Here is a 21,739-nt window from a genome sequence, read left to right as displayed (position 1 = left end):
GTGCTGTTGTGGGAAGGTCGCGTGTCAGGTCAAAGGGTATCGGGTCCCGGGTGGTGTTGCCGTCCACCTGGGCGTCCCCTCGGGCGGGTGTGCGATCGGCCGAGCCGATGGCGAGCGCCGGGCCGGCGCACCGGTACGGTGATCGCGGGCGAGGGTCCGTCACGACATCCCCCGGCCGCCCATCCGTTCGCATCCGGTCATCGAGGACGTCTGCCGTGCCGTTCCCCCCGCCCCCGCGCACCCTGGTGCGCAGAAGGAACCTCCTCGCCTCGGCCGCCGGGGCCACGCTGCTCACCGGCTGCTCCGGTACGCCCGACGCGGCCACCACCCCGGTCCGCCTGTCGGCCGCCGACCGGACACGCGCGCGTGCGGCCCGCGACAGCGAGGCGCTGGCCGACCGGTACACGGCCGTGATCGCCGCCCATCCGGCACTGACGGCGCGCCTGCTGCCGCTGCGCGCGGAGGTGCTCCGGCACGCACGGGCCTTCGGCGGCGGCTCCGGCGCCCCGGTGTCGCCGTCGGCCGCGGCGTCCGGGTCCGGGTCCCCCTCGGCGTCGGCCTCCGGGTCCGGGTCCGGATCCCCCTCGGCGTCGGCCTCCGGGTCCGGGTCCGGATCCCCCTCGGCGTCGGCCTCCGGGTCCGCCTCCGTCCCGGCGAGTTCCTCTCCCGTTCCCGCGGACCCCGGGTCGGCCCTCGCCGGACTCGCGGCGGCGGAGCGGGCGCTGGCCGACAGGCGGGCCACGGCACTGCTGGAGGCACCCGGCGAGCTGGCCCGGCTCCTGGCGTCCGTCGCGGCGGCCGGGGCCGTGCACGCGTACCTGCTGACGGAGGGCGGGAGATGACCACCACCGGGACGCCGGAGGAGCGGGGCGGTGAGCTGACGGCCCTGCGCGCCGCCCTGCGCGCCGAGCACGCCGCGGTCTACGGCTACGGCGTCGTCGGCGGCCGGATCGAGCCGTCCCGGCGGGGAGACGCGCGGGCCGCGTACGACGCCCACCGCGCACGGCGGGACGAACTGACCCGGGCGGTACGGGACCTGGGCGGGACACCGGACGCGGCGGCGGCCGCGTACGCGCTGCCGTTCCCCGTGCCCGACTCCGCCGCCGCCGTACGGCTCGCCGGGGAGCTGGAGGAGCGGCTGGCCGGGGTGTACTCCGACCTCGTCCGCGCCTCGACGGGCGAGCGGCGGCGCTCGGCGGCCTCGGCGCTGCGGGAGGCGGCGGTGCGGTCGGTGCGCTGGAGCGGCGAGAGCGTAGCCTTCCCTGGTCTCGCCGAGCGGGCGGCGGCCGCCCCCACCGCGTCGGCGGCACCGCGGACCTGAGGCGTACGCGCACACCGCACGCGTGCGAAGCCGACCTGGAAGGGAACACCTCGCGCATGGCTTTCGAACCGCCGCAGCGCCTCGTACGGGCACTCGGCGAGACGCGGCGGGACGGTGGCGCCGAGTGGCTTCAGGAGCTGCCCGAGCGGGTCCGGCGGGCCGCCGGTCCACGCGAGCTGGCCGTGGAGCGGGTGCAGGCGCCCGGAGGTCGCAGCAGCCTGGTCCTCCTGGTACGACGGGCCGACGGCACCCCTGCCGTGCTGAAGCTGGCGCCGCCGTGGGCCCGTCCGGAGCACGAACGGGTGGCGCTCGCGCACTGGGGCGGAGCCAGCTCCGTACGGCTCCTCGAGGCCGACGCCGAGGAGGGTGTCCTGCTGCTGGAGCGGCTGCACCCGGAGGTGTCCGTGCGCTCGCTCCCGGAGGCGAAGGCCCTGCTGGAGGCGGCCGGCACGCTGCGGCGGCTGTGGGTCGAGCCACCTGCCGGTCACACCTTCGAGACGGTGGCCGCGCGGACCGGGCGGCAGGCCGGGGCGATGCGGGAGGGGGCCGCGACGGACGCCGAGGCGGCGCCGCTGGTCGGGGCGGCGCTTGCGGTCCGTGAGGAGCTGCTCGCCTCGCCGCCGGAGGAGCGGCTGCTGCACGGCACGTTCCGGCAGAGCAAGGTTCTCGCCGGGGAACGGATGCCGTGGCTGGCGGTGGGCCCCGACCCGGTGGTCGGCGAGTGCACCTTCGACCTGGCGCGGCTGGTGCGCGACCGGGTGGAGGACCTGATCGCGGCGCCCTCGGGTGCGGCGAGCACCCGCCGCCGGGTGAAACGGCTCGCGGAGTCGCTCGACCTGGACGAGGAGCGGCTGCGCGGCTGGACGCTGTTCCGGGCGGTGGAGTCCGGCGTGCGGGCCCGCCGGGTGGGCCGCCTGCAGGACGCTGACCTGCTGCTGGAGTTCGCGAGCTGGCTCTGAACCGAGCCCGGGCGCCCAGGCGTCCCCCGCGGCGCGGGAGCCGGCGGCACGGCCACGGCGACCGGCCGCCTCGCTGGACACGCACCTACCGCTGACGTTCGCGAGCCGGCTCCGGACCGGGCACACGCACCCCCTGCGGCACGGGAGCGGGCGGCACGCCCGCAGCGACCGCCGCCGGTGGGCCGCGGGAGGTGTCCACCCGTCGAGCCCGGACCCGGCAGGCCGGGCCCACGTCCGTTCGGCGAGCATCGGCCACGGCACTCCGGCCCGGCCCACCGCGGCACTCCGGTCCGCTCGCCACGGCACTCCGGCCCGCCCCGCCGCGATGGGCCGGGCGGGCCGGAATCGGCCACCGGTGCGGCCGGACGGCCGTCGTGGCGGCGGACGCGGTGGCCGGGAGGTCAGGCCGTGAGGCGGGCGATCGCCTCGTCCACCGTCAGCTCCTCGCGCTCGCCGGTCTTGCGGTCCTTCAGCTCCAGGACGCCCTCGGCGGAGCGGCGGCCCGCCACCAGGATCTGCGGCACGCCGATCAGCTCGGCGTCCGTGAACTTCACGCCCGGCGAGACGCCCGCCCGGTCGTCCACCAGGACGCGGACGCCGGCGTCGGCCAGCTTCTGCGAGACGTCGAGGGCCAGCTCGGTCTGGAGCGCCTTGCCCGCCGCGACGACGTGCACGTCGGCCGGGGCGACCTCCTTGGGCCAGCACAGGCCCTGCTCGTCGGCGTGCTGCTCGGCGAGCGCCGCGACCGCGCGGGAGACCCCGATGCCGTAGGAGCCCATGGTCACGCGGACCGGCTTGCCGTTCTGGCCCAGGACGTCGAGGTGGAAGGTGTCCGCGTACTTGCGGCCCAGCTGGAAGATGTGGCCGATCTCGATCGCGCGGTCCAGCTTGAGGCCCCTGCCGCAGCGGGGGCAGGGGTCGCCCTCCTCGACCACGACGACGTCGAGGTAGTCGTCGACCTCGAAGTCACGGCCGGCGACGACGTTCTTCGCATGCTTGTTGATCTTGTTGGCGCCGGTGATCCAGGCCGTGCCCGGGGCCACCCGCGGGTCGGCGATGTAGCGGACCTTCTCCAGGCCCTGCGGGCCGACGTAGCCGCGCACGAGGTCCTCGCGGCCCTCGAAGTCCTCGGCCGTCACCAGCTCCACGACGGCGGGCGCGAGGTGCTCGCCCAGCTTGCCCAGGTCCACCTCGCGGTCTCCCGGCACGCCCACGGCCACGATCTGACCGTCCACCTTGACCAGGAGGTTCTTGAGGGTGGCGGACGCCGGGACGCCCAACAGCTCGGCGAGCGTCTCGATGGTCGGGGTGTCCGGGGTGTCCAGTTCCTCGAGCGACGGGTGTCCGGCGTCCTCGACCGGCTTCAGCGCGAAGGTGACCGCCTCGGTGTTCGCCGCGTAGTCGCAGCTCGGGCAGTCGACGAAGGTGTCCTCGCCGGCCGCGGCCGGGGCCAGGAACTCCTCGGAGGCCGAGCCGCCCATCGCGCCCGAGACCGCCGACACGATCCGGTAGTCGAGCCCGAGGCGCGCGAAGATCTTCTGGTACGCCTCGCGGTGCAGCCGGTAGGACTCCGCGAGGCCCTCGTCGGTCGTGTCGAAGGAGTACGAGTCCTTCATCTGGAACTCGCGACCCCGCAGGACGCCGGAGCGGGGGCGGGCCTCGTCCCGGTACTTCGTCTGGATCTGGTAGAGGATGATCGGCAGGTCCTTGTAGGAGGCCGCCTGGTCCTTCACGACGAGCGTGAAGATCTCCTCGTGCGTGGGACCGAGCAGGTACTCGGCGCCCTTGCGGTCCTTGAGGCGGAACAGCAGGTCGCCGTACTCCTCCCAGCGCGCCGACGCCTCGTACGGCTCCTTGGGCAGGAGCGCGGGCAGCAGCACCTCCTGGGCGCCGATCGCGTCCATCTCCTCCCGCACGACCCGGGAGATGTTGTCGAGGACCTTCTTGCCGAGCGGCAGCCAGGTCCAGATGCCCGCGGAGTTCCGGCGTACGAAGCCGGCGCGGACGAGCAGCTTGTGGCTGAGCGTCTCGGCGTCCGCCGGGTCGTCACGCAGTGTCTTGACCATCAAACGGGACATGCGCTGGACCTGGGCCATGATTCTCGACTCCTGCTGGGTAAGGGTGATGGCCACGAGGTTAGCCGGGCCGCCAGTGCGGGCGGTAATCGGTTAGGGCCTGTTCCGAGTTCCCCGCCGTCCGCGCGGAGAACTCGGAACAGGCCCTAACGCCTGCGCAGCGGCAGTGGGGCGCCCATCACGGCGTACGGCTTCGGCGCGCTGGGGAAGAGCACCTGCCGCGCGAGGTCCTCGTAGCCGAGGGAGCGGTACAGGCCGCGGGCCGGGCTGTCGGTGTCGATCGCCGACAGGATCGAGCGTGGTGCGTCGGCACTGTCCGTGATGGTGGTGATCAGGGCGCGGCCGATGCCCCGGTTCTGGTAGTGCGGGTGGACGTGCAGTTCGGTGATCACGAAGGAGCCGTCGAGCCAGTCGTCGTGGCCCCGGACGCGCAGATACGGCTCCACGACGGTGGACCACCAGTGGGTGCGGTCGTTGGGCATGCCGTAGACGAAGCCGACGAGCCGTCCGTCGCCGGTGGTGGCGCCGAAGGCGCGGGCTCCCGGGTGGGTCATGTGCCGCTGCACGATCTGGCGGCGTACGGCGATCTCGTCGGCGCTGAGCCCGAAGGCGACGGCCTGCACGGCGAGCGCCTCGTCGACGCGCGCGGACAGGTCCAGGGGGCCGATCACGACGTCGTCGGGGCTGGGGTGACCCTGACCGGGAATGCGCAGCATGCGGGGGAGCCTACCGGGGCGCTTCGGCGGGTGGCGCCCGGTGCTGGGCGGCTCGTCCGGCGGGGCCGGCCCGGCGCGGCACGTGTCAGAACAGCACGCTCATGAACGCGCCGACCTCCGTGAAGCCCACTTTCCGGTACGTCCGCCGGGCGGGTGTGTTGAAGTCGTTGACGTACAGGCTCACCACCGGCGCCACGTCCGCGAGCGCGTAGCGCAGGACGGCCGCCATGCCGGGGGCGGCCAGGCCCTGGCCGCGGTACTCGGGGGCGACCCACACGCCCTGGATCTGGCACGCCTGGGGCGTCGCGGCGCCGATCTCCGCCTTGAAGACGACCTTTCCGTTCTGGTCGAGGCGGGCGAAGGAGCGGCCGGAGCCGACCAGTTCGGCGACGCGTGCCTGGTACAGCAGGCCGCCGTCGCCGGCCAGGGGCGAGACGCCGACCTCCTCGGTGAACATGGCCACGCACGCCGGCATGATCGTGTCCATCTCGTCCTTGCGGATGCGGCGGACGTACGGATCCGGGACGATGCCGGCCGGCATGCGGTCGGCGACCATGAGCGGCTGGTGGGCGCGGACCTCCCGGGCGGGACCCCAACTGGGTTCCAGCAGCCGCCACAGCAGGGCCGTGGGTTCGGCGGGCCCGACGATCGAGGAGCAGCGCCGGCCCGCGCGCCGGGCGCGGTCGGCGAAGGCCCGTACCGCACGGGCGTCGGCGCAGATCGGGACGAGATTGGCGCCGGCGTAGCACAGGGACGTCAGCATGCCGTCCTCGTACCAGCCCCACATCTCACCGCCGAGCCGCCAGGGGTCCAGGCCCGCGACCTGGACCCGGGACGTGACGAAGGCGTTCGTCACCGGCTCGCGGTCGAGGACGGCGAGCGCGGCGTCCAGGTCGCTCGGTTCGAGGACCCGGGTGATTGTCTGCGTCAACACGTGCGGGGAGCCTTCACCCTGGAGTCTGCTGATCTCCGCACTGTACCTGGCCGACAACGGCCGCGCCGCCCGGTGCCCGGGCATCGGACCGCCCCCGGCGAACCCGTGGGCCCGCCGTGGTCCCCGGGGCCCCTGTGACCGTCTTCGCCCTCGCGTCACGCGGCATGACCGGGCGGTGACCCACCGGCATCCCGCCGCATGACCGGGCGGTCGCTCGCCGGCACCGGTGCCCCGCCCGGCCGGCCCGCGGCGCCCCACGCGAACGCCCCGTCACACTCCGCGTGACGGGGCGTCGTAGGCGTAGGGGATTCGCCGGGGTCAGCCGGCCACCGACACCGAGGGCTCGCCCGAGGCCGCGCCGTCCTTCTCCATCTGCTCGGCGATCTTCATGGCCTCCTCGATCAGGGTCTCCACGATCTGCGACTCGGGGACGGTCTTGATGACCTGGCCCTTGACGAAGATCTGGCCCTTGCCGTTGCCGGAGGCCACTCCCAGGTCGGCCTCGCGGGCCTCGCCGGGGCCGTTGACGACGCAGCCCATGACGGCGACCCGCAGCGGGACCTCCATGCCGGTCAGGCCCGCCGTGACCTCCTCGGCCAGCTTGTAGACGTCGACCTGGGCGCGGCCGCACGAGGGGCAGGAGACGATCTCCAGGCCGCGCTCGCGCAGGCCGAGGGACTCCAGGATCCGGGTGCCGACCTTGACCTCTTCCACGGGAGGCGCGGACAGCGAGACGCGGATCGTGTCGCCGATGCCCTGCGACAGCAGCGCGCCGAAGGCGACGGCCGACTTGATCGTGCCCTGGAAGGCGGGTCCGGCCTCGGTGACGCCGAGGTGCAGCGGGTAGTCGCACCGGGCGGCCAGCTGCCGGTACGCCTCGATCATCACGACCGGGTCGTTGTGCTTGACGGAGATCTTGATGTCCCGGAAGTCGTGCTCCTCGAACAGCGACGCCTCCCACAGGGCGGACTCGACGAGCGCCTCCGGGGTGGCCCTGCCGTACTTCTGCAGCAGCCGCCTGTCGAGCGAACCCGCGTTGACCCCGATCCGGATCGGAGTGCCGTGGTCCTTCGCCGCCTTCGCGATCTCCCTGACCTTGTCGTCGAACTGCTTGATGTTGCCCGGGTTGACGCGGACGGCCGCACAGCCCGCCTCGATCGCCGCGAACACGTACTTCGGCTGGAAGTGGATGTCGGCGATCACCGGGATCTGCGACTTGCGCGCGATCGTCGCGAGGGCGTCCGCGTCGTCCTGCGTGGGGCACGCCACCCGGACGATCTGGCAGCCCGATGCCGTCAGCTCCGCGATCTGCTGGAGCGTCGCGCCGATGTCCGACGTGCGCGTCGTCGTCATCGACTGCACCGACACCGGGGCGTCTCCGCCCACCGCCACGGACCCGACCTGGATCTGCCGGCTCTTGCGGCGCTCGGCGAGTTTGGTCGGAACGGACGGCATGCCGAGTGAAATCGCAGTCATCTGCTGTGCAACCCCAAGTTGTGGATCAAGGTCCGGTCCCGGAACGACGGGCTCCCGGGGTTTGAGATTACGGCACGGGTGTGGCCGCAGGCACATCACCGGTCCGTCGCCCCCGCCGCGGGGCGGCGGCCGGGAAGGAAGTCTCCCCGGCCGCCGCGAACTCCGCGTGACTAAGAGATTTTCACCGGGTTGACGACGTCCGCGATCAGCACCAGGAGGGTGAAGCAGACGAAGATCCCGGCCACCACGTACGCCACCGGCATCAGCTTCGCCACGTCGAAGGGGCCCGGGTCGGGGCGGCGCAGCACCTTGGCCACGGCGCGGCGCAGCGACTCCCACAGGGCACCCGCGATGTGCCCGCCGTCCAGCGGCAGCAGCGGCAGCATGTTGAACAGGAACAGGGACAGGTTGAAGCCCGCGACGAGCAGCAGCATCATCGCGATCTGCTGGGACGGCGGGATGTCGAGGGTGAAGACCTCGCCGCCGACGCGGGCCGCGCCGACCACGCCCATCGGGGAGTCCGGCTCGCGCGGGCCGTCACCGAAGGCCGCGTCCCACAGCGCCGGGATCTTGCCCGGCAGGGAGACCAGCGACTCGATGCCGTTCTGCATCATGTCGCCCATGCGCTGCACGGACTGGTCGAAGGACTGCTGGACGATGCCGGTGGCGGGCGTGAAGCCGAGGAAGCCGGCGTACACGTACTTGCCCTCGACGTAGCCGCCCCTGCCGTCCGTCTTGCTCACCTGATTCCTGATCAGGTGGGTCCGCAGATCGATGGACCGCCCCTTGCGCTCGACCGTGATCGTGACGTCCTTGCCGGGGTTGGCGCGGATGTCGGACTGGAGGGCGGACCAGTCCGCCACCCGCTTGCCGTCGAACGCGACGATCGTGTCGCCCGGCTTGAGCCCGGCGGCCTGGGCGGGCGCGGCCGGGTCGCCCTTCGCGCACTTCGTGCGGTTCTCGCTCTGCTGGATGACGCAGTCGGAGACCTTGCCGACCGTGGTGGTCTGGGTCTGGACGCCGAAGGTCATCATCACGCCGAGGAAGATCGCCACGGCGAGGACCAGGTTCATGAACGGGCCCGCGAACATGACGATGACCCGCTTCCACGGCTTGCGCGTGTAGAAGAGGCGGCTCTCGTCGCCGGGCTGCAACTCCTCGAAGGACTGCGCCCGGGCGTCCTCGATCATCCCTCGCCACGGCGAGGTGGAACGGGCCTCGATCCGGCCGTCCGGGCCCGGCGGGAACATGCCGATCATGCGGATGTAGCCGCCGAGCGGGATCGCCTTGAATCCGTACTCGGTCTCGCCCTTCTTCCGCGACCAGACGGTCGGGCCGAAGCCGACCATGTACTGCGGCACCCGGATGCCGAAGAGCTTGGCCGTCGACAGATGCCCCAGCTCGTGCCAGGCGATCGAGACCAGCAGGCCGACCGCGAAGACCACTATGCCGAGGATCATCATCAGGGTCGTCATGCACGAGCCTCCGCGGTTGCCGTCTGTGCCGTCAGTTCCCTGGCCCGGGCGCGTGCCCAGGTCTCCGCTTCGAGGACGTCCGCGACGGTCAGGGAAGTTCCCGTCCGAGGGGTGCCGTGCTCCTCCACCACCCGGGTGACCGTCTCCATGATCCCGTTGAACGGCAGGGCGCCGTTCAGGAACGCGTCGACGCACTCCTCGTTGGCGGCATTGAACACCGCCGGGGCCGTGCCTGCGAGCTGCCCCACGTGCCGGGCGAGTCCGACCGACGGGAACGCCTCGTCGTCGAGCGGGAAGAACTCCCAGGTCGACGCCGTGCTCCAGTCGAAGGCGGGGGCCGCGTCGGGCACCCGCTCGGGCCAGCCGAGACCGATGGCGATCGGCCCCCGCATGTCGGGGGGCGTCGCCTGCGCCAGGGTCGATCCGTCCGTGAACTCCACCATCGAATGAACATACGACTGCGGGTGCACGACAACCTCAATGCGATCGAAGGGAATGTCGTACAGCAGATGCGCCTCGATCACCTCCAGCCCCTTGTTGACCAAGGTCGCGGAGTTGATCGTGATGACGGGTCCCATGGCCCAGGTGGGGTGGGCGAGGGCCTCCTTCGGGGTGACACCCGCGAGTTCCGCTCTGGTCCGGCCGCGGAACGGGCCCCCGGAGGCGGTGACGACGAGCTTGCGCACGTCTGCGCGGGTTCCCGAGGCGAGGGCCTGGAAGAGGGCGGCGTGCTCGGAGTCCACGGGGATGATCTGGCCGGGCTTGGCCAGGTCCTTCACCAGCGGGCCGCCGACGATGAGCGACTCCTTGTTGGCGAGCGCGAGCGTACGGCCCGCCTCCAGGGCGGCGAGGGTGGGCGCGAGTCCGATGGAACCGGTGATGCCGTTCAGGACGGTGTGGCAGTCGGAGGCGGCGAGCCGGGTGGCGGCGTCGGGTCCTGCGAGTATCTCGGGAAGGGGTTCTCCGGGCCCGTGGCGCGCGGTGAGCGCCTCACGCAGGGCCGGTACGACGTCCTCGCGGGCGACCGCGACCGTGCGCACCCGCAGGCGGTGGGCCTGCTCGGCGAGCAGTCCGACCCGGCCGCCGTTGGCGGAGAGCCCGGTGACCCGGAATCGGTCGGGGTTGCGCAGCACGAGGTCGATGGCCTGGGTGCCGATCGAGCCGGTGGAGCCGAGGATCACGACGTCCCGCACTCCGTCCACGGGGTCGAAGACGAGATGGGGGTCGGCGAGGGGGGCTGGACTGTCGCTCATCCCTCCATTGTGGCCGCACCGCGGCACCGGAAGGACAGGGTCCTCGGGGTGTGCCGTATCGGTCCTCACCGCCGGGTGCAGAGGAATCGACCGTTGTGAAGACCAAGTGAAGATCATGTGATAACACTTCAGTCCTGACCGGCGAACGACCGACCGCCGGACGACATCCCTGGGGGGATCTCCATGCGCAGACGCGCTGTCCTGCCCGCGCTCGCGGGCGCCGCGGCCCTGACCGCCACCGCGTTCCTGGCCACTCCCGCGCAGGCCGCCGGCGGGGTGACCATCTACCACGTCTGGTTCGACAGTCCCGGCAAGGACGACCGCTCGAACAAGAACCTCAACGCCGAGTGGGTGCAGATCAAGAACAACGGCTCCTCGGCGGTCTCGCTGAAGGGCTGGGTCCTCAAGGACGCCTCGAACCACAAGTACACGTTTCCCAATGTCACCCTCGGGGCGCACAAGACGATGAAGGTGCACACCGGCCGGGGCGGCGACACCTCGGCGGACAAGTACCAGAACCGCCGGGCCTACGTCTGGAACAACACCAGCGACACGGCGACGCTCACCAAGGCCGGTGGGAGCAAGGCCGACTCCTGCTCCTGGACGACGCGAGACCCCAGCGACACGTACTGCTGACGCCCCGGGTCGGTCCCGCGGCGCAGCCGGACGGGGAGCAGCCCCGTGCCCCGCGCGGGGCACGGGGCACGGGACGGCGAGGAGGGGGAGGTCAGCGGATGGGGCGGTGGACGTTCTCCCGCCTGGTCGGCCCCGGGGTCGCGTCCGCGATCCACGGTCCGTCGCCGGACGGGTCGTGGACGCCCTGCTCCAGCCACTCGTAGGTGCCGGACAGCACGCCCTTGACCACCCTGCGGTCCAGGTCGTCGGTGTTGCTCCACAGCCGGCCGAACAGTTCCTCGACGCGGATGCGGGACTGCCGGCAGAAGGCGTCGGCGAGCTGGTACGCCTCGCGCCCGTGCTCCCCGCTCCTGCGCAGGTGCTCGGCGCGGACGCACGCCGCGCTCATCGCGAACAGCTCGGCGCCGATGTCCACGATCCGGCCCAGGAAGCCCTGCTTGGTCTCCATGCGGCCCTGCCAGCGGGACATCCCGTAGAAGGTCGAGCGGGCGAGCTTGCGCGCGCTGCGCTCGACGTACCGCAGATGCGGGGAGAGGTCGATCTGCTGGTGGAACGCGCCGTAGGCGCCGGGGACCCGGCCCTGGCCGACGACCAGCCTCGGCAGCCACTTGGCGTAGAAGACGCCGGCGTTCGCGCCCGCCTTCGCCTTGTCGGCCAGGGACTTGTCGGGGTCGATCAGGTCCCCGGCCACGGACAGATGGGCGTCCACCGCCTCGCGTGCGATCAGCAGGTGCATGATCTCCGTGGAGCCCTCGAAGATGCGGTTGATGCGCAGGTCGCGCAGCATCTGCTCGGCCGGTACCGCCCGCTCGCCACGGGCCCTGAGGGACTCCGCCGTCTCGAAGCCGCGGCCGCCGCGGATCTGGACCAGTTCGTCGGCCATCAGCCAGGCCATCTCCGAGCCGTACAGCTTGGCGAGGGCGGCCTCGATGCGGATGTCGTTGCGGTCCTCGTCGGCCATCTGCGAGCACAGGTCGACCACGGCCTCCAGGGCGAAGGTCGTCGCCGCGATGAAGGAGATCTTCGAACCGACCGCCTCGTGCAACGCGACCGGCTTGCCCCACTGCTCCCGGGCCCCCGTCCATTCGCGGGCGATCTTCAGACACCACTTGCCCGCGCCCACGCACATCGCGGGCAGTGAGAGCCGGCCCGTGTTCAGCGTCGTCAACGCGATCTTCAGGCCCGTGCCCTCCGGGCCGATGCGGTTGGCGGCCGGGACGCGGACGCGGTGGAAGCGGGTGACGCCGTTCTCGAGGCCGCGCAGGCCCATGAACGCGTTGCGGTTCTCGACGGTGATGCCCTCCGAGGCCGCCTCCACGACGAACGCCGTGATGCCGCCCTTGTGACCCTCGGACCTCGGGACGCGCGCCATGACGACGAGCAGGTCGGCGACCACGCCGTTGGTGGTCCACAGCTTCACCCCGTCGAGGACGTAGTCGTCCCCGTCCGGTACGGCCGTGGTGGCCAGCCGTGCCGGGTCGGAGCCCACGTCCGGCTCGGTCAGCAGGAACGCCGAGATGTCGGTGCGGGCGCAGCGCGGCAGGAACGTGTCCTTCTGCTCCTGGGTGCCGAAAATCTTCAGCGGCTGCGGTACGCCGATCGACTGATGCGCGGACAGCAGCGCGCCGATCGCCGGGCTCGCGGTGCCGACCAGGGCCAGCGCCTTGTTGTAGTACACCTGGGTGAGGCCGAGACCGCCGTATTTCGTGTCGATCTTCATGCCGAAGGCGCCGAGTTCCTTGAGCCCGTTGACGGTCTCGTCCGGGATCCGCGCCTCGCGCTCGATGCGGGCGGCGTCGATCTGCGTCTCGGTGAAGTCGCGCAGCTTCGCCAGGAACTCCTCGCCGCGCTGGACGTGCTCGTCGGCGGGCAGCGGGTGGGGGTGGATCAGATCGAGCCGGAAGCGCCCGAGGAAGAGCTCCTTGGCGAAGCTGGGCTTGCGCCAGTCCTGCTCGCGCGCGGCCTCGGCGACCTGACGGGCCTCACGCTCGGTGACGGTGGGCTTGGGGGGCGGTGCTTTTGGGGCGGACATGAGGCTCACCTCGCCGCGAATCGGGGTCTTGGTGGACGGACACCGATCAATCTGCCGTACAACGATCAAGAGTGCCGTACGGCGATCTTGCGGACGTACGTTACTGACCGGTGCTACTCGATCGTTGGTACCCGATTCCGGGCGAGGCCACCAGTCCTGGCGCAGCCACCGGACCGGGAAATGCCCACGGTTCGCGTCCCCCGGGTGCGCCCCCCTGTCAAGCCGGCCGCTCCCGTCGGGCCGGCCCCGCGCACGGCGACGGCCGGAGCCCCCCGCAGGGCGGGCTCCGGCCGTCGGGTCTCAGAGGGCGAGGCCCGTCAGCACGAGCACCCGCTCGTAGGTGTAGTCCTCCATGGCGAACTTCACGCCCTCGCGCCCGACGCCTGACCGCTTGGCGCCGCCGTACGGCATCTGGTCGGCGCGGTAGGAGGGCACGTCGCCGATGACGACGCCGCCCACCTCCAGTGCGCGGTGCGCGCGGAACGCCACCTGGAGGTCGTGTGTGAACACGCCCGCCTGGAGGCCGTACTTGGAGTCGTTGACGGCGGCGAACGCCTCGGCCTCGCCGTTCACCTTCTGCACGGTGAGGACGGGCCCGAAGACCTCCTCGCAGGAGAGGGTCACCCCGGCCGGGACGTCGGTGAGGACGGTCGGCGCGTACGCCGCCCCGTCCCGCTTGCCGCCGGTCAGCAGCGTGGCGCCCGCGCTCACGGCCTCGTCCACCCACGACTCCACGCGCCGCGCGGCGTCCTCGCTGACCAGCGGGCCGACGTCCGTCGCGGCGTCCGAGGGGTCGCCGGTGACCTGGGCCTCGACGGCGGCGACGAGACGCGGCAGCAGCCGGTCGTAGAGGGACGCGTCGACGATCACACGCTGCACGGAGATGCAGGACTGGCCGCCCTGGTAGTTGGAGAAGGTGGCCATGCGGTTCGCCGCCCAGTCCAGGTCCTCGTCGCCTGCGTAGTCGGCCAGCACGACGGCCGCGCCGTTGCCGCCCAGCTCCAGGGTGCAGTGCTTGTGCGGCACCGACTCCATGATCGCGTAGCCGACCTTGTCGGAGCCGGTGAAGGAGATGACCGGCAGCCGCTCGTCCTGGACGAGGGCCGGCATCCGGTCGTTGGGGACCGGGAGGATCGACCAGGAGCCCGCGGGCAGCTCGGTCTCCGCCAGCAGCTCGCCGATGACCAGGCCGGACAGCGGGGTGGCGGGCGCCGGCTTCAGGATGATCGGGGCGCCGGCCGCGAGGGCCGGGGCGACCTTGTGGGCGCACAGGTTCAGCGGGAAGTTGAACGGCGCGATGCCGAGGACGACGCCCTTCGGGAAGCGGCGGGTCAGCGCCAGGCGGCCCTGGCCGCCGAGGTCGGTGTCCAGGCGCTGTGCCTCGCCGCCGTTGAAGCGGCGGGCCTCCTCGGCCGCGAACCGGAACACGGAGACGGCTCGGCCTACCTCGCCGCGGGCCCACTTGACGGGCTTGCCGTTCTCGGCGGAGATGAGCTGCGCGATCTCCTCGCCGCGCTCGGCGAGCCGCTTCGAGACATGGTCGAGGGCGGCGGCGCGGACATGGGCCGGGGTGGCGGCGAACTCGTCCCGCACCGCGTACGCGGCGGCCACGGCCTCCTCGACCTGGGCCTCGGTCGGCACGCCGACCGTGCCGACGTGCCGGCCGTCCCAGGGGGACGTGACGTCGAAGGTGGTCTCGCCGGTGGCCTGGCGGCCGGCGAGCCAGAAGGCGTGGGTGGAGGTCATGGTCGGGTCCCGGCCCTTCGTTGGGTGTTCCTCGGAGTTCGGGGTCCACGGTAGGGCCGGGGTGGCGAGGGGTCGTTTGTCCGGTGAGTAGCAGTGCGGAGCGGGAGCAGGACGGGATGTACAGCCGGCAGAGGGACCGGAGCGGGACGGCGCCCGTGGCCCCCTTCCCTCACTCGCCCGCCGCTGCCGTGGCCTTGAGCGCCAGCCACAGCTCCATCCGTACGTCCGGGTCGTCCAGCGAGCGCCCGAGGATCTCCTCGACCCGCCGCATCCGGTAGCGCAGGGTGTGCCGGTGCACCCCGAGGTCCGCGGCCGCGGCGTCCCACTGGCCGTGCCGCGACAGCCAGGCCCGCAGCGAGGCCACCAGGTCCCCCCGGCCCGTCGCGTCGTGCTCGCGCAGTGCGCGGAGCAGGCCGTCCGCGAAGGCGCGCACCGCGTCGTCCGCCAGCAGCGGAAGGACCGAGCCGGCCGCCAGCTCCTCGTGCTCGACCAGCGACCGGCCGCGCCGCCGGGCCACCGACAGCGCCTGTTCCGCCTGCTTGTACGCCGCGGCCGCGGCGATCGGCCCGGCGGGCGCCGACATTCCCACCACCAGTTCGTCCTCGTCCGCGGGGGACCGCTCGCGGGTCGCGCCCCGCGTCGCCTGCACCGCGAACGCGTACTCCTGGCACGCGCCGACGGCCGCGCCCCCGTCCACGGTGAGCACCACCAGCCGCTCGCCCTCCGGCACGACGAGGACGGCCTCGCCGGCGCGCGCCGCGGCGGACTCCACGGTCTCGGCGAGCCCTTCGAGCGGATCGCCGTCCGTGTCCGCCGCGGCGAGCTTCGCGGCGGCCGGCGGTGCGGGCGCCACGCGCGCGTGCCCTTCGGCGTGCGCCCGGGCCGCGGAGGCGGACGCCGACTCGGCGAGGATCAGCCGGAAGGGCGCGTCGAGCAGGTTGCCGTACAGGTCTCCGGCCACCGCCCGCGCGTGGTCCGGCTCACCGGCGAGCAGCATGCGCAGCACGGCCGCCCCGATCCGCTGCTCGGCGGCGTGCAGGGACCGCGACCGCTCGGTGGTGAGCGTCAGCAGGGCGACGGCGGAGTGGACCGCGTACCGCTCGGCGGTGCCCGGCGCGGCGGCCGTCCCCACGGCGAGCGCGGCGCGCCGGCGCCGCCCGGTGCCCAGGGAGTGCAGCTCGACCCGGTCCTCGCCGCTCGGCCCGCCGACCACGCAGCTCGCCGGCGCGGTCCGCTCGCGCAGCCGTTCCACGTCCGGGGTGAGGCGCCCGGCGCGCCGCGCCGCCCACTCCGGCGCCGCCGCGACGACGGCGCCGGACGCGTCGTACAGCGCCGCCCAGCCGTCGACCTGTGCGGCGAGCGCGGCGAGCAGCCCCTCGGGGCCGTCGCTCAGTGCCTGCCTGGTCAGCTCGCGCTGGGCGGCGAAACCCGCGGTCACGGCCCGGTACTGGTCGGCGGCGATGGCGGCGGAGACGGCCTTGCTGATGGCGAGGAACGGCGTGCGCCGGGGCACCTCCAGCAGCGGCAGCCTCTCCCCCCGCGCCGCGTCCACGAGCGCCTTCGGGATCTCCTCGTAGTTGACGCCGACGGCGAACCCGAGGCCGACCACGCCCGCGCCCACCAGCCGCTTCACATAGCGCCGCATGGCCGCCGGGTCCTCGGCGTCCAGCTTCAGCGCGGTGATCAGCAGCAGTTCGCCGCCCTCCATGTAGGGCACGGGGTCGGCGAGCTCGCTGACGTGCGCCCAGCGGACGGGGACGTCCAGGCGGTCCTCGCCCGCGCGCACGGTCAGCTTGAGCGCCGAGTGGTGGACGAGCGAGGCGAGCGTGGGAGGCATGGGGCCTTCAGGTCTGCACGGACAGGGTGATCGCTGTGATCCTTTGGCCGCCGCGTATGAACAGCCACTGTCGATTCTGCCTCACCGTACGGTCACCTCGTGCTCCTTGTGCCCGGACCCCCCGCCCACCTGGGTCCGGACATCCCGCCCGTCCGTGTCCGGAGGCCCCGCCCACCCTGGGTCCGGAGGCCCCGCCCACCTGTGTCCGGACGTCTCGCCCGCCGCCCCTCAGCCGCGCAGTTTCACCAGCAGCGGCGGCGCGTGCTCGCCCCGCACGCCGGTCAGCGAGAGCACCGCGTGCCCCGGTGGCACCGCGTGCGCCAGCTCGGACGCGGACCACCGCTCACGCTCGACCTGGCGGACGGTCACGGCGCGCGCGGTCGGCGCATGCCCGGTGATCACCCGGCGCAGCATGTGCAGGGCCTTGCCCGCCGGGGTCTCCGCGATGATCTGCCGGTCGGTGACGTCCCGCGTCTCGGTCCACTCCTTGCCCCACACCTCGGCGAAGTCCTGCCCGTCCCAGGGGGTGAGCCCGGACAGCGCCATCCGGCACCCGGTGGCGCCGAGCAGGGGTCCGCGCAGCGGCCGCGGCACATCGTCGAGGGTGCGCAGGGTGAGGACGGCCCCGGCGTTCGCGGAGCGCAGCCGCTGGATGGCCCGGACGGCCTCCGGGGTCACCACTCCGGTCGCGTCGTCGAGCAGCAGACAGGCGAACAGCGACCGGTCCTCGCGGGCCGCGACACTCGCCGTGAACTGGGCGAGCACCAGCCGGGCGAGGATGCGTGAGGCGTCGGCGTGACCGCGCTCGGGCAGGTCGACACGGACCCGCACGGGGTGGTCGAGGGCGCGCAGCGAGAAGGGCCGGGACCTACCGGAGGTGTCGAAGAAGGGGGCGAAGGCGGGCCGGTCGAGCAGCGCGACCCGGTCGGCGAGGACGCCGCCCACGTCTCCGGGGTGCGCCGACTGCCGTGCCCGTGCGTCGAGTTCACGCAGCAGGGAGTCCTGCCCCGAGTCCTCCAGGGCCTTGCGCAGCGCGGCGAGCGGGCCGGGCGCGCCGTCGAGGAGCTGCCGCAGCTCCGGCACGGACGGGAAGCGGCCGTGGACCGCCCGGTAGGGCCCGAGGAGCTGGGCGAGCACGGTGGTGGAGCGTCGGCTGTCCCCGCCGGGGTGCGGGTCGGCGAGGTCGCCCACGAGCGCCTCGGCGAGCACGGCCGCCGCCTCGTCGGGGTCGGTGGTCCCGCCGTACAGGTCCAGGTCGTACACCGACTCGGGGTGCCCGATGCGCACGACGACGTCGTAGGCGTCCGCCGGGCCGAGACCGGCGCCGGCCGCGCCGACGACGACCACGGCGGCCCGCCCGGCGAGCGCGTGCAGGCACAGGGACTCGGTGAGCGGCCACACCACCGTGCTGGTCTTGCCGGAGCCGGCGGGACCGACGGCGACCAAGGAGGTGCCGAGCAGGTCGGGGTCGACCCCGAGGCCGGTGCCGCGGTAGGCGTAGGGGTTGCGGGGATCGTCGACGGTGGTGCCGAGCCGTACCTGCCCGGTGATCAGGTCGTGCCGGGCGAGCCGGGCGGGCAGGTCGCGCTTCCCCGAGGGGTGCAGGCAGGCGGCGGCGCCGTCCTCGAGGACCGCGCCGGTGAAGGTGGCGAGGCTGTGCCGACCGCTGAGGACGCCCTGCCAGGCACGGGCGATCCGGGCGTGGTCGACGTCCCGCATGAGCCCGGACCGGGCCTCGGCGGCGAGCCGGTCGGCCACCTCGTGGGCGCCCGCGGCGCGCAGCTCGTTCCACTGCGCGGGGTCGGCCTCGGGGTCCGGGGGCCGCTCGGTCACCGGGGCGGCGGGGCGCCAGGCGGGCGGTCCGAAGCGCCGCCAGACCTCGCCCCAGCGGCCGAGCCTGCCGACGGCGATCATGATGGCGAGGGCGATGACCGTGTAGTAGCCGTACCAGAGGAAGGCGTTCTGGACACGGTCGTTGTCGTGCAGCCACGAGTCGGGGGTGAACAGCTCCAGGGGCAGCACCCACCAGCCGCCGAGGTAGCCGTTCCACAGCAGCGACCAGATCAGCCAGCCCACCAGGAACGAGATCAGCGCCCCGCCGAGCAGCTGGCGTGTCGGTGTCCGCTCGGGCTCCTGCTCCGGCCGCGGCCGGTGCCCGAAGCGCCACACGCCGGGCACCGCCGGTGGCCGCGGCGCCCGCAGCCAGGTCAGGAAGGCCGAGCCGTCCGGCGGCGGCGGCAACCCGGGTGCGTTCGCCGGCCGGGGCGGGATCCGGGGCGGCCCGGCCGGACGAGGTACCGGATCCGCCCGTGTGACCCGCGCGTCCTGCGTCCCGTCGCTGTCCATCGCCGCTGCCCCCTGACCAGCCGTTCCGTCACCGTCAGCGAGTCAATCTAACGCCCCCGCAAGGGGAGTTCACCGCATACGCGGCCGGGCGCGCGCCGACGCGTCCCGCTCCGCTATGTCCACGGCGGACAAGCGGGCGCGCCCGAGGCGCCCACATGGAGCATGCCCACCCTTCGCGACCCGCTCTAGCCTGCGAGAAAAGAAGGCAAGCGTCCGAAAAGCACCCCGCCCGGAACACCCGGTCCGCCGGAACACCCGGTCCGCTCGAAACCCGGTCCGCCGGAAACCCGGTCCGCCGGAACGGCCACTCCACCGAGACGGCCGGTCCCCCGGAACGCCGGGGCCGGGACCTCTCGGTCCGCACGATCATCAGGGAGCCCCCATGACCGCACTTCCCCAGGAGCGCCGCGTCGTCACCGCCATCCCCGGCCCGAAGTCGCAGGAGCTGCAGGCCCGCCGCGCCGCCGTGGTCGCCCAGGGCGTGGGCTCCGTGCTGCCGGTGTTCACGGCGCGCGCGGGCGGCGGAATCATCGAGGACGTCGACGGCAACCGGCTGATCGACTTCGGCTCCGGCATCGCGGTGACGTCCGTGGGCGCCTCCGCCGAGGCCGTCGTACGCCGGGCCTCGGCCCAGCTGCAGGACTTCACGCACACCTGTTTCATGGTCACGCCGTACGAGGGCTACGTGGCCGTCGCCGAGGCGCTGGCCGAGCTCACTCCGGGTGATCACGCCAAGAAGTCGGCGCTGTTCAACTCGGGCGCCGAGGCCGTCGAGAACGCCGTCAAGATCGCCCGCGCCTACACCCGGCGGCAGGCGGTCGTGGTGTTCGACCACGGCTACCACGGCCGGACGAACCTGACGATGGCGCTCACCGCCAAGAACATGCCCTACAAGCACGGCTTCGGCCCGTTCGCGCCCGAGGTCTACCGGATGCCGATGGCCTACGCCTACCGCTGGCCGACCGGCCCGGAGAACTGCGGCCCCGAGGCCGCCGCCATGGCCGTCGACCAGATCACCAAGCAGGTCGGCCCGGACAACGTGGCCGCGATCATCATCGAGCCGGTGCTCGGCGAGGGCGGCTTCATCGAGCCGGCGAAGGGCTTCCTGCCCGCGCTGCGGAAGTTCGCCACGGACAACGGCATCGTCTTCGTCGCCGACGAGATCCAGTCCGGCTTCTGCCGCACCGGCCAGTGGTTCGCCTGCGAGGACGAGGGCATCGTCCCGGACCTGATCACCACCGCCAAGGGCATCGCCGGCGGTCTGCCGCTGGCCGCCGTGACCGGCCGCGCCGAGATCATGGACGCGGCGCACGCGGGCGGTCTGGGCGGCACCTACGGCGGCAACCCGGTCGCCTGCGCGGGCGCGCTCGGCGCGATCGAGACGATGAAGGAGCTCGACCTGGTCGCCCGGGCGAAGGAGATCGAGGAGACCATGAAGGCCCGCCTGACGGCGATGGCCGAGAAGTTCGAGGTCATCGGCGACATCCGGGGCCGCGGCGCGATGATCGCGATCGAGCTGGTCAAGGACCGCGCCACCAAGGAGCCGAACCCCGAGGCGACCGCGGCGCTCGCCAAGGCGTGCCATCAGGAGGGGCTGCTGGTCCTGACCTGTGGCACCTACGGCAACGTGCTGCGTTTCCTGCCGCCGCTGGTGATCGGCCAGGACCTGCTGAACGAGGGCCTCGACATCATCGAGCAGGCGTTCACCCGCGTCTGAACCGGCCGGCAGCACCGGGATTCCGGCCCGGGGCGGCGGGCGTCAGAGGGTGTGAAGAAGGTGTGCGAGGTGGATGGCGGGACCTGTTTCCGGCTGTCGGAGCGGTTTTTCCTGTCGTAGGTTCTACCCAGATGAGAGATACACCCCGCCCACAGGGGACTGTGGGCGGCTCCTGGCCGCGGCATCCCCAGCCTCGACCTGGTCGTGCCCTCGCGCACACACCCGGAGCTTCCGGCTCCGGATCTCCTCACCGATCGGACGGCCGCACGCCCCAAACCCCCCGGGGCGGGCGGCACACCGATCCGGATGGCCGCCTCGGAACCGCCCCCCTGTTCCGGGGCGGCCGACGTGCGTCACGGACCGCCACGGACCCAGGACACGACCGGACGGGCCGTGGTCCACGTGATCTCCCGGCCGTTCTCCTGCCAAGCTGGTCGGCGTGACGACCTCCCCGGACCCGGACATCCGGCAGCCGCCGGCCGCGCGGACCGGAACGCACCCCGTTCCCGCGCGGCCGGCCCGCGTCGTGGCCGGCGCGGCCCTCCTGCTCCTCCTGATCACCTGGCAGGTCGCCGCCCGCGGTCCGCTCGCACGGGTGGACGAGCGGCTGAGCGGGGACGTGGTCGGGCCCGGCCGGCTCTCCGGGCTGCTCGCCGACCTGGGAAGCATCCCGGTCGCCGTGCCCGTCCTGGCCCTGGTCCTGGTCCACGCCGCCTCGCGGGCACGGCGCTCCGGTGCGGACCGGTGGTGGCTGCCGTCCCTCGCCGCCGCGGTCTGCATGGCGGCCGTACCGGCGCTGGTCATCCCCTTCAAGGAGCTGATCGCCCGCCCGGGCCCCGCGGTGGCGGGCCCGGGCACCGGCTACTACCCCTCGGGGCACACGGCGACGGCGGCGGTCGCGTACGGCGCCGCGGCCGTGGTCCTGTGGCCCTGGCTGCGCTCGCCGTACGCCCGCCGCGAACTCCTCGTCGTGTGCGCGGTGCTGAATCTGGGCGTCGGCCTCGGTCTGGTCCGCCAGGGCTACCACTGGCTCCTGGACGTGCTGGCCAGTTGGTGCCTGTGCGCGATGCTGCTGACCGGGCTCGTGGTGCTCCTCGACCGGAGCAGCCGGACGCCTCCGGGCGCTCCCGGCTCCCGGACCGGTCCCGGCTGACCGGTGGCGCCGCCGTCGCCTCCCCGGCTGCCGGCGCGCCCCGCGCCCTGTGCCCCGCGCCCC

16 protein-coding genes are annotated in these 21,739 nt (G+C 73.2%); 6 read left to right on the top strand and 10 right to left on the bottom strand.

Annotation, left to right across the window (positions count from 1 at the left end; all coding sequences use genetic code 11):
- Nucleotides 1-215 precede the first annotated feature (215 nt).
- From ACFYMU_RS15185 to ACFYMU_RS15175, 3 genes are read left to right on the top strand one after another with little or no spacing between them, the layout of a single operon-like run.
- Nucleotides 216-842 (top strand): hypothetical protein, encoded by a 627-nt coding sequence (locus tag ACFYMU_RS15185; RefSeq protein WP_388372826.1) that lies wholly within the window; start codon nucleotides 216-218, stop codon nucleotides 840-842.
- Nucleotides 839-1,321, top strand: coding sequence for a ferritin-like domain-containing protein (locus ACFYMU_RS15180; RefSeq protein WP_388372824.1), 483 nt, complete (start codon nucleotides 839-841; stop codon nucleotides 1,319-1,321). Before ACFYMU_RS15185 ends, ACFYMU_RS15180 begins: the two co-directional genes overlap by 4 nt.
- Before the next feature lie 56 nt (nucleotides 1,322-1,377).
- Nucleotides 1,378-2,280, top strand: a complete 903-nt coding sequence (locus ACFYMU_RS15175) for an aminoglycoside phosphotransferase family protein (protein ID WP_388372823.1) — start codon at nucleotides 1,378-1,380, stop codon at nucleotides 2,278-2,280.
- 401 nt (nucleotides 2,281-2,681) lie between these two features.
- Here the strand turns inward: ACFYMU_RS15175 and ACFYMU_RS15170 are convergent, their stop codons facing one another.
- The 6 genes from ACFYMU_RS15170 to dxr all read right to left on the bottom strand — a co-directional run bounded on the left by ACFYMU_RS15170 (nucleotide 2,682) and on the right by dxr (nucleotide 10,209).
- Entirely contained in the window at nucleotides 2,682-4,376 is a 1,695-nt protein-coding gene (locus tag ACFYMU_RS15170) for a proline--tRNA ligase (RefSeq protein ID WP_388372924.1), read from the bottom strand.
- Between the two features lie 125 nt (nucleotides 4,377-4,501).
- A complete protein-coding gene (locus tag ACFYMU_RS15165) occupies nucleotides 4,502-5,071 on the bottom strand; it encodes a GNAT family N-acetyltransferase (protein ID WP_388372822.1) in 570 nt (189 codons plus the stop codon).
- Between the two features lie 85 nt (nucleotides 5,072-5,156).
- Nucleotides 5,157-6,005 carry a GNAT family N-acetyltransferase gene (locus ACFYMU_RS15160; protein ID WP_388372821.1) on the bottom strand — a complete coding sequence of 283 codons (849 nt, stop codon included), beginning with the start codon at nucleotides 6,003-6,005 and terminating at the stop codon, nucleotides 5,157-5,159.
- 318 nt (nucleotides 6,006-6,323) lie between these two features.
- Complete coding sequence (gene ispG, locus ACFYMU_RS15155) at nucleotides 6,324-7,481, bottom strand: flavodoxin-dependent (E)-4-hydroxy-3-methylbut-2-enyl-diphosphate synthase (RefSeq protein ID WP_388372819.1); 1,158 nt, start codon at nucleotides 7,479-7,481, stop codon at nucleotides 6,324-6,326.
- A 170-nt stretch (nucleotides 7,482-7,651) separates the two neighbouring features.
- Complete coding sequence (locus ACFYMU_RS15150; RefSeq protein ID WP_388372818.1) at nucleotides 7,652-8,956, bottom strand: M50 family metallopeptidase; 1,305 nt, start codon at nucleotides 8,954-8,956, stop codon at nucleotides 7,652-7,654.
- Nucleotides 8,953-10,209: a 1-deoxy-D-xylulose-5-phosphate reductoisomerase gene (gene dxr / locus ACFYMU_RS15145; RefSeq protein WP_388372816.1), complete on the bottom strand. Its 1,257-nt coding sequence runs from the start codon at nucleotides 10,207-10,209 to the stop codon at nucleotides 8,953-8,955. The genes ACFYMU_RS15150 and dxr overlap by 4 nt, the downstream gene beginning before the upstream one ends.
- Before the next feature lie 183 nt (nucleotides 10,210-10,392).
- Between dxr and ACFYMU_RS15140 the strand changes: the two genes are divergently transcribed.
- Complete coding sequence (locus tag ACFYMU_RS15140; protein ID WP_388372814.1) at nucleotides 10,393-10,845, top strand: lamin tail domain-containing protein; 453 nt, start codon at nucleotides 10,393-10,395, stop codon at nucleotides 10,843-10,845.
- A 91-nt stretch (nucleotides 10,846-10,936) separates the two neighbouring features.
- On the opposite strand, the gene ACFYMU_RS15135 is transcribed toward ACFYMU_RS15140, so the two are convergent.
- From ACFYMU_RS15135 to ACFYMU_RS15120, 4 genes are all read right to left on the bottom strand, one after another.
- A complete protein-coding gene (locus tag ACFYMU_RS15135; protein WP_388372812.1) occupies nucleotides 10,937-12,877 on the bottom strand; it encodes an acyl-CoA dehydrogenase family protein in 1,941 nt (646 codons plus the stop codon).
- Nucleotides 12,878-13,177: 300 nt separating this feature from the next.
- Nucleotides 13,178-14,623, bottom strand: a complete 1,446-nt coding sequence (locus ACFYMU_RS15130) for an aldehyde dehydrogenase family protein (protein WP_388372810.1) — start codon at nucleotides 14,621-14,623, stop codon at nucleotides 13,178-13,180.
- Between the two features lie 169 nt (nucleotides 14,624-14,792).
- Nucleotides 14,793-16,460 (bottom strand): PucR family transcriptional regulator, encoded by a 1,668-nt coding sequence (locus ACFYMU_RS15125; RefSeq protein ID WP_388372808.1) that lies wholly within the window; start codon nucleotides 16,458-16,460, stop codon nucleotides 14,793-14,795.
- Nucleotides 16,461-16,688: 228 nt separating this feature from the next.
- A complete protein-coding gene (locus ACFYMU_RS15120) occupies nucleotides 16,689-18,806 on the bottom strand; it encodes an ATP-binding protein (RefSeq protein WP_388372806.1) in 2,118 nt (705 codons plus the stop codon).
- A gap of 382 nt (nucleotides 18,807-19,188) precedes the next feature.
- Here ACFYMU_RS15120 and gabT point away from each other — a divergent pair, with 382 nt between their 5' ends.
- Together gabT and ACFYMU_RS15110 are read left to right on the top strand one after the other, a co-directional pair.
- Complete coding sequence (gabT, locus tag ACFYMU_RS15115; protein ID WP_388372805.1) at nucleotides 19,189-20,523, top strand: 4-aminobutyrate--2-oxoglutarate transaminase; 1,335 nt, start codon at nucleotides 19,189-19,191, stop codon at nucleotides 20,521-20,523.
- 439 nt (nucleotides 20,524-20,962) lie between these two features.
- Nucleotides 20,963-21,676, top strand: coding sequence for a phosphatase PAP2 family protein (locus ACFYMU_RS15110; RefSeq protein ID WP_388372803.1), 714 nt, complete (start codon nucleotides 20,963-20,965; stop codon nucleotides 21,674-21,676).
- The last annotated feature ends 63 nt before the right edge of the window (nucleotides 21,677-21,739 follow it).

The sequence above is a fragment of the Streptomyces sp. NPDC007264 genome, from assembly GCF_042869095.1.
GTDB lineage: Bacteria > Actinomycetota > Actinomycetes > Streptomycetales > Streptomycetaceae > Streptomyces.
The sequence above is the reverse complement of the archived record's forward strand: the minus strand, read 5'-3'. Positions and strand labels throughout refer to the sequence as shown.

What these genes read in the sequence shown, in the direction of transcription:
- ACFYMU_RS15140 (WP_388372814.1), top strand. Translation starts at nt 10,393, where the DNA reads ATGCGCAGACGCGCTGTCCTGCCCGCGCTCGCGGGCGCCGCGGCCCTG.
- ACFYMU_RS15180 (WP_388372824.1), top strand. Translation starts at nt 839, where the DNA reads ATGACCACCACCGGGACGCCGGAGGAGCGGGGCGGTGAGCTGACGGCC.
- dxr (WP_388372816.1), bottom strand. Translation starts at nt 10,209, where the DNA reads ATGAGCGACAGTCCAGCCCCCCTCGCCGACCCCCATCTCGTCTTCGAC.
- ACFYMU_RS15130 (WP_388372810.1), bottom strand. Translation starts at nt 14,623, where the DNA reads ATGACCTCCACCCACGCCTTCTGGCTCGCCGGCCGCCAGGCCACCGGC.
- ACFYMU_RS15165 (WP_388372822.1), bottom strand. Translation starts at nt 5,071, where the DNA reads ATGCTGCGCATTCCCGGTCAGGGTCACCCCAGCCCCGACGACGTCGTG.
- ACFYMU_RS15125 (WP_388372808.1), bottom strand. Translation starts at nt 16,460, where the DNA reads ATGCCTCCCACGCTCGCCTCGCTCGTCCACCACTCGGCGCTCAAGCTG.
- ACFYMU_RS15170 (WP_388372924.1), bottom strand. Translation starts at nt 4,376, where the DNA reads ATGGCCCAGGTCCAGCGCATGTCCCGTTTGATGGTCAAGACACTGCGT.
- gabT (WP_388372805.1), top strand. Translation starts at nt 19,189, where the DNA reads ATGACCGCACTTCCCCAGGAGCGCCGCGTCGTCACCGCCATCCCCGGC.
- ACFYMU_RS15135 (WP_388372812.1), bottom strand. Translation starts at nt 12,877, where the DNA reads ATGTCCGCCCCAAAAGCACCGCCCCCCAAGCCCACCGTCACCGAGCGT.
- ACFYMU_RS15175 (WP_388372823.1), top strand. Translation starts at nt 1,378, where the DNA reads ATGGCTTTCGAACCGCCGCAGCGCCTCGTACGGGCACTCGGCGAGACG.
- ispG (WP_388372819.1), bottom strand. Translation starts at nt 7,481, where the DNA reads ATGACTGCGATTTCACTCGGCATGCCGTCCGTTCCGACCAAACTCGCC.
- ACFYMU_RS15120 (WP_388372806.1), bottom strand. Translation starts at nt 18,806, where the DNA reads ATGGACAGCGACGGGACGCAGGACGCGCGGGTCACACGGGCGGATCCG.
- ACFYMU_RS15150 (WP_388372818.1), bottom strand. Translation starts at nt 8,956, where the DNA reads ATGACGACCCTGATGATGATCCTCGGCATAGTGGTCTTCGCGGTCGGC.